Source organism: Pedobacter sp. GW460-11-11-14-TSB4, from assembly GCF_059423705.1.
In genome coordinates this window covers 20,746-28,296 of the sequence record NZ_JBWKYI010000026.1, presented here as the reverse complement: position 1 = coordinate 28,296, position 7,551 = coordinate 20,746, and the positions used below count along the sequence as shown (strand labels likewise).

The 7,551-nt window shown below is 39.3% G+C and carries 5 protein-coding genes; 1 reads left to right on the top strand and 4 read right to left on the bottom strand.

Features of this window, described 5'->3' with window-relative positions; genetic code table 11:
• Window positions 1–179: 179 nt before the first annotated feature.
• The 4 genes from AC07YT_RS20145 to AC07YT_RS20130 all read right to left on the bottom strand — a co-directional run bounded on the left by AC07YT_RS20145 (window position 180) and on the right by AC07YT_RS20130 (window position 5,417).
• A complete protein-coding gene (locus tag AC07YT_RS20145; protein WP_086547819.1) occupies window positions 180–542 on the bottom strand; it encodes a hypothetical protein in 363 nt (120 codons plus the stop codon).
• A gap of 151 nt (window positions 543–693) precedes the next feature.
• On the bottom strand, window positions 694–3,147 hold the full coding sequence (locus tag AC07YT_RS20140) for an outer membrane beta-barrel family protein (RefSeq protein ID WP_086547820.1): 2,454 nt from the start codon (window positions 3,145–3,147) through the stop codon (window positions 694–696).
• Between the two features lie 180 nt (window positions 3,148–3,327).
• Window positions 3,328–5,067, bottom strand: a complete 1,740-nt coding sequence (locus AC07YT_RS20135; protein ID WP_086547821.1) for a PspC domain-containing protein — start codon at window positions 5,065–5,067, stop codon at window positions 3,328–3,330.
• Between the two features lie 14 nt (window positions 5,068–5,081).
• Entirely contained in the window at window positions 5,082–5,417 is a 336-nt protein-coding gene (locus AC07YT_RS20130) for a PadR family transcriptional regulator (protein WP_029275299.1), read from the bottom strand.
• Window positions 5,418–6,024: 607 nt separating this feature from the next.
• On the opposite strand from AC07YT_RS20130, the gene AC07YT_RS20125 reads away from it, so the two are divergent.
• Window positions 6,025–7,476, top strand: coding sequence for an amino acid permease (locus AC07YT_RS20125; RefSeq protein ID WP_086547822.1), 1,452 nt, complete (start codon window positions 6,025–6,027; stop codon window positions 7,474–7,476).
• The last annotated feature ends 75 nt before the right edge of the window (window positions 7,477–7,551 follow it).

The following is a 7,551-nucleotide window of genomic DNA, read 5'->3' as shown; positions in this document are numbered from 1 at the left end:
TAGCCTCACTGAACAAGCGTGGTTCCCGCCTGCATGTGAATGAGGATCACTTTAAACTCTGCGCTAATCACCTTAAATCTGCGGGAGAAAAAGGCGGTAAGGTTGCCCGCTGATCACACTGATTTACGCAGACAATCCCTCCTTATGCCTAATGCACCTTCTTTTTGCGGTTAAACACATTACTCCGTTAATTGCTGTTTAATGCCTTCAGTAAGTTTTTTCACTTTCATATAACCTGCCAAAGAATTGTTCCGTTTATCGAAGTCGATTACTAACCAGCCCTTTTTGGCTTTAAGGTTAAACTTATCGCTGCCATTTAAATTCACGAACAGATCGATATTCTGATCTAACGGAAGTTCATTATTCAAGGCACTATCCAGGTATTTTTCCAGCTTACCGGTTTTATGCTCGGCATACTTTGCTTCAAATTTAAAATCGGTATTGTTATCCATTGTGCTTAGCGATAAATGTCCACCACTGTTACGACATCCATAACCTAAGCCGGTCAATAAAATTGCGATACTATAGATTATATTTTTCATGTTTTGTTGGTTAATTGGTTAACTGTTTAAATTGGTTAATCGGGGATTTAACACATACCCCGAAGGGGACTGGGTTTTTCGCCCAGACTTCGGTCTCCCGACTCCGGACCTCCGACTCCAGACTGAGGACTCTAGACTTAGGACTAAAAACCTAACCTCCCGCCCTTCCTTTAATATCATCTGCCGCCGTTTTCCGGTCCTGGTTTGATTTTAAATTCTGGTTACCAAAACTATAACTGATATTGAATGATACCCTTCTGCTGATGTAATTATTCTGCACCCTTAAATTCACATTCTGGTAATCGAGTGTTCCTTTCCAGTAGTTGGTTTGGAAGATATCATCAACATTTAGCTTCAGCTTTAAAGCTTTGTTTAAGAAACTTTTCTGCATCCCTATATTTAAAGCATACTGATAAATAGTGGTTCGTTCTAAGCCCCTAACTTTAGGTGAGTTTAACCAGAAATTGGTTTCTAATGCCCAGTTATTTCCTAAAATAATCGAATTAACAGTATTGAAGTTGTAAAACACTTTACTTAAAGCAAATGGGGCGCCTTCTAAATTATCATCGTTAAATTTATTATAGGAAACCCTAAAATTGTTCTGCAAATTCCACCATTTGGCAATGGTTACTGGAACAGATAACCCGGCCGAATAGTATTGCCCGCTGCCAATATTGCCTTGCCCTACGGTAACTATCCTGGTGCTATCGTTTTGTGCGGTTTTACTATCTAAAATTAAATCTTTTGTTTTAGCATAACTCAATGAAAAAAACAATCCGCTTTTGTAATTGTAACTCACCTCAAAATTATTGGTAAACTGGGGTTTTAAGTATGGGTTTCCCTGTGCTATGGTATAAGGATCCATATAAAAATTAAATGGGTTTAACTGCTGGTAATTTGGCCGATCTATCCTTCGGCCATAAGTGTAACGCAGATTACTGCTTTCAGAAATTTTCTGGTTCACAAAAACCGTTGGGAATAACGATAAATAATGTTGTTTTACCGATGTATTATTGGTTACCGATGTTCCGGTTGATTGTGTAAACTCTGCCCGTAAGCCAGCCTGAACCTGCCACTTACCCAAATCTTTCGATAAATTTGCATAGGCCGCATTTACGTTTTCTTTGTAAATAAAATTATTGCTCTGCCCTACAACATTTTGCCATTCGTTATTAACCAGCGCTGAGGAAAGAAAATCGTTATTGGTTTTAACATAAGCACTCTTCAGCCCTGTTTCAAGCTTTGTAGTTTTTGATATTGGCCAGGTAAAATCTGTTTTTGCTGCATAAATATCAATAGCGGTTTTACTATTATTTCTAATCACTGTATTTTTAAAAACAGCACCCTTATCATCGTAAAAATTGGTGTTAAAATTTTCCAGTCCTGAGTAATCAAAGCCAGAGTAATCGGCATCAAAGTTTAAACTTGCACCCTCCTTTTTAAATTCATGCCTGATATTAAAGTTTGCGCTATAGTTTTTGTTTGGGGTATTTGCATCAGAATATTGGATCAGCGAATTATTGCCGGCAACTCCATCCTTAATTTCGTTTATAAAGGTTTGGGAGAAATTATCCAATTTACGTGTACTGGTACTGCCATCAAACATCACACCTATTGTTGTTTTTTCAGTTGCATAATAATCTGCACCTAATTTTGCAGCCAACCGCGATCCAGTATATATTTTCTGGAAATTCTGGTTAAACATACTCTGTAAGCCATTCGCATAGGTGCTCCGCTCTAAAAATAAATTCGAAAAATTATTATTTTTTGACGCATTTGCATTGGTAAAAAAATTCCACTTTTCTACCCTGTGATTTAAATTGAAGTTAAGTTCCGATCCGTAAATATTGGTGGGTAAATTAGCCCTTATTGCATTGCGATAGGTTGACGAGACATTTCCATTAGTACCAAATGCTTTGTTCTTTTTTAATTTGATGTTGATGATACCTGCATTGCCGGCAGCATCGTATTTAGCCGATGGGTTAGTAATAATTTCGATGGTAGCAATCTGACTGCTGCTTAAGCCATTTAAATAAACCGTTAAATCAGCACTCGATAAAAAGTTGTTCTTCCCATCAATCATCACCATAACACCCGATTTATTGTTCAGTAAAATCTGGTCATTTTGGCGGTCGATCTGCACGCCGGGTGCCTTCTCCAAAATTTCGAGCGCCGTGCCACCGGTTGCAATAATGCTGTTTTCTACATTCAATACCATTTTATCAATCTGATGTTCAATAAAAGGTTTCTTGCCCTGCACACTCACTTCTTTTAATTGTTTGCTTAAATTTTCGATCGTGATGGCAGGTAATTTCAAATCTTCGTTAAGCGAAAAATGGCTGGTCTTTTTACTTTTAAAACCGACGATAGAAACCGATAACACATATTCACCGCTTTTTAGCTGATCAATTGCAAACTCGCCTTCAATATTGGTCGATACGCTTTTAACCACGGTGGTATCAGGATAATTTAGCACCCGAACAACCGCAAACGATACCGGAACAGTCTTTTCATCAACAATTTTCCCCGTAAGTTTATTTAATTTTTGGGCAAAAGAAGTCCCACATGCAATAAAGCATGCCAGCAGCGTAAATAATGTTTTCATGTTTTTCTTTTAGGCGTTATGTTTTTAGTGTTGAGATAAATCCGTCATTGCGAGGCACGAAGCAATCCTACAACTATGGGTTTGTAATTATTGAATAGCTAAAAGTGAGCTATTGCATTAAGATTGCTTCGTGCCTCGCAATGACGAACCAGCCTAGGCCCCCTCGAAATGACGCAACAATTATTCAGGCGTTATACCCAACTCTTCTTTAACTTCTTTAATTCGGTTTGATACGGAATCCTGGTAAAGGGTATCATTAGGTTTATCTTGACGCAAATGGTCTAAATCACGTAGCTCCTGCTCTAACTTTTCCTTTTTTAACGCCTCTTCTTTTAATTTCGCCACGCATTTCAAACCATCATCAGTCATAATCCATATGCTGGAATCGTTGTGATCATTTTCGCTGTCGTTACATTCCCAAGTCCAGTAATTATTAACATAGCGGTAAGCATCCTGCTTTAAAATTAATTTTGTACCCACCGGAATTTCAAGATTTAACCTTACTTCCTGGTTTCTCCAAATGGTTCCCTTTCTCAATTGAAACCGCGGACTAAAAATCAGTTCAGCATCTTTCACAACATAATTGTAGCTAATGTTCTGCGCATTTTGCAAGGCACTTTGAAAAGTTTTACCCTGCGATTCGTACTTCTGTGTTAAACGGGTAACACCAGTTTCACTCTTGTTAATATCAATGCGGATATGGTTCGGTGAAACAAAAGGTCCGTCTTCAAAATCATCAACTACAATCTGATGGCGATTATTCGCATCAATATGGTAAGCCACGCTATCTTCTTTGCTGAAATATTTACTTTTATCGATATTGATGGTATATACCGGATAAGCTTTCAGGTCGGTTGTTTGCGTTAACTCCGCATGTTGCTTAAATTCTGATGATATTTTAGCCGCCTGATAACCTGTAATGGCTACACCCGCCAGCCAGATAATTAACAGCGCAAAAGAAAGTGTTTTGTTAATGGCCTGTTTGTTAAAAGCTACCCTGATCGAGAATAACACCAGGGCTAAAACCGGTACAAAGCAAACAATAAATGCACCAAATAAAATTGCCCCCCTATTGCCTTCATTAATAATAGAGAAGGGAAAATATTCATAAATACTGGCATCCCAAAATCCCTGAAAAGCGGCCGTACCTATAATTAAAGTAATTAAAAAGAGTACACCAAACACAACGATGAAACCCGCAATGATCTTAAAAATCACTTTTCCGGTACCCGAAATAAACCGGCCAAGCCACTCGAAAAACTCTCCGATAAAATTCCCTAAACGGGCAAATATAGGCTGGGCATGTTTATTTACTTCACCTAAACGCTCCTTAACGGCTTGTAATTCTTCATCCAGGTTTTTCTGAAATCCCTGAAGATTCGCAGGTTCACCTTTCATTTCCATTCTTTCGATACGCGATTTAGCCTTTGGCATAATGATCCAAAGGATGGCATACACCAATAGTCCAAATCCACCTGCTATGCTGATCAGCAATGTTGCCAGTCTAATCCACTTAGGATCGGCGTTTACATAATGCGCAATACCTGCACAAACCCCTGCTACCACGCGGTCGTCCATATCGCGGTACAATTTTTTCTCTACATACTGGTGCTGGTAACCGCTGTTCATTACAGGTTCCTCTTCACCTTCTTCTACGGTATCAAAATCCTGCACCTTACCCATTTGCGCAATCACCGAATTTACGTTGGTCGAATCTACCACTTGTTTTTTCTGCTCTTCTAATTGCTCGGTTAACAGTTCCGCAATCCGGTTTTCAATATCCGTTACAATTTCAAGGTCATCTGCATGGTTGGCAAAATATTGTTTTACTTCGTTCAGGTAGGCCTTTAAGAGTTCGTAAGCACTTTCTTCAATATGAATAATCGTGTTCCCTATATTGATGATGATGGTCTTTTCCATTTCCTTTTTAATATTTATGAATTGGCTCCTTTTTGTGAAATACCTACAGCATAAGCCAGCTCCTGCCAGGTTTGATCTAATTGTGATAAAATACCCCGGCCATCTTCGGTTAAGGTATAATATTTACGCGGTGGGCCTGAGGTAGATTCTACCCAGTTGTAGCTTAACAAACCGTTGTTTTTAAGCCTGGTTAATAATGGATATAATGTACCCTCAACCACCAATAGCTTTGCCGTCCTTAATTCGGCAATAATATCCGAAGCATATATTTCGCCCCGGGAGATGATTGATAAAACACAGTACTCCAGAATTCCCTTCCGCATTTGTGTTTGCGTATTTTCTGCTATCATATAACAAAGATATATGTTTTATATACTACCATGCAATACATAGTACTAAAATAAATCAAATTAAATTCACAAATAACTGATTATCAGCATAATAATTTTAAATTAAATTTTGTGTTTCGGAAATAATTCTGTAAAAGTTGAAAATTTTTAATACTTTTTAGAAAAGCAAGGTCCTGTAATCCTTCGGTTTTTGTAGTCCTGCTATCACCTATAGTCCCGATTTAGATAGGCTTTTAAATATAAAATATTCGATAAAATCGGGAGCTATTTGGTTCTATCAGGTTTAAGGTGGATAGGGCTATTGTTACGATTAATGATTTTTGAGATAATGCCAGAACAGCCCCCTGTAAATAAACCCGACAGAGCGGGTAGGCCGCAGCCCGATTTTTCATCGGGAGAGGACTACAAGCGATGGCGGGACTACAGCTCCCATGAAAAGCGGCACGCAAATTTTCCAAAAGAAGAAATTCATTCTAACTGCTTTAGCGTTCCAAAGTCTGCCCGTATACCTACCCTTTTAAACCTCGTAGGCCACACACGAATAATATATATAAATACTATAGAATTAATATATTTTAATAATTTTGCAGCGTCTTAACTTATTTTCATGAAAAAATCTATTGCCAGCATAGTTGCTGAGGCAAACGAGAGTGGCGAAGGAAGCCTAAAAAGAACCTTAGGCCCCATTAACCTTATTTTAATTGGCGTAGGTTTAACGCTTGGTGCAGGTTTATTTTCGATTACAGGTTTGGCCGCGGCCAACCACTCTGGGCCAGCAGTTACACTATCTTTTGTTATTGCAGCATTGGGCTGTGGTTTTGCAGCTTTATGTTATGCTGAATTTGCATCCATGATTCCGGTTGCGGGTAGTGCCTATACCTATTCTTATGCCACCATGGGCGAGCTTTTCGCCTGGATTATAGGCTGGGATCTGGTGTTGGAATATTCTGTGGGTTGTGCTACCGTAGCCATCAGCTGGTCGCAGTATTTAACCAAATTTTTGGCCAGCCTGCATATTTATCTCCCTCCGCAGTTAACCTTATCTCCTTTCGAAACCGCTAAACTGGCCGATGGTTCTACCGTTAATGGCATCATTAACATCCCCGCAGCATTGGTGGTGGTATTAATGACAGCCATATTAATCCGCGGTACCAAAGGCTCGGCCATTGTAAACGGGATAATTGTGTTTCTTAAAGTTGGCGTGGTATTGGTTTTCATCGCATTGGGCTGGCAATATATCGATCCGGCCAACTACCATCCCTACATCCCCGAAAATACCGGGACCTTTGGTCAGTTTGGCTGGAGCGGCGTTTTACGTGGCGCTGGTTTAGTCTTTTTCGTATTTATAGGTTTCGATGCTGTTGCCGCTTCGGCGCAGGAAACGAAGAACCCTGCCCGCGATTTACCTATCGGTATCATTGGATCGTTGCTGGTTTGCACGGTTTTATTCGGTTTATTTGGGCACGTGATGACTGGCCTGGCCAATTATAAAGAATTTGCCAACAGCGGTGCCCCTGTAGCCATTGCCATCGAAAAAACACCTTATGCATGGTTAAGTCAGGCGATTATTCTGGCCATTTTGATCGGTTATACTTCGGTAATCTTGATCGATTTAATGGCGCAATCGCGGATGTTCTATTCCATTAGTAAGGATGGCTTATTGCCAAAAATGTTTTCTGATGTTCATGCAAAATTTAAAACACCTTACAAATCGAACATTATCCTTTGTGTATTTATTGGACTTTTTGCAGCATTTGTCCCCATGAATGTAGTAGGCGAAATGACTAGCATTGGTACCTTACTGGCATTTTTAATGGTTTGTGTGGGCATCCTGATCTTAAGAAAAACAAATCCTGAAGCTAAACGCCCATTTAAAGTTCCATTTGTACCCTTAATTCCCATTTTAGGCATTTTAACCTGTATTGCCATGATGGTATTTTTACCCTGGGAAACCTGGCTGAGGCTGGCGGTTTGGTTAATTATTGGCTTAGCCATTTACTTCTGGTACGGCAAAAAGAATAGCAAACTAAAAGCCCAGGAAGAGCAGACAAAACTATAGGTAATAAACTCATTACTATACATCTGGCACGATTAAGCTGTTTCATTTTCTATACAGCTTAATCGGCTATTTATT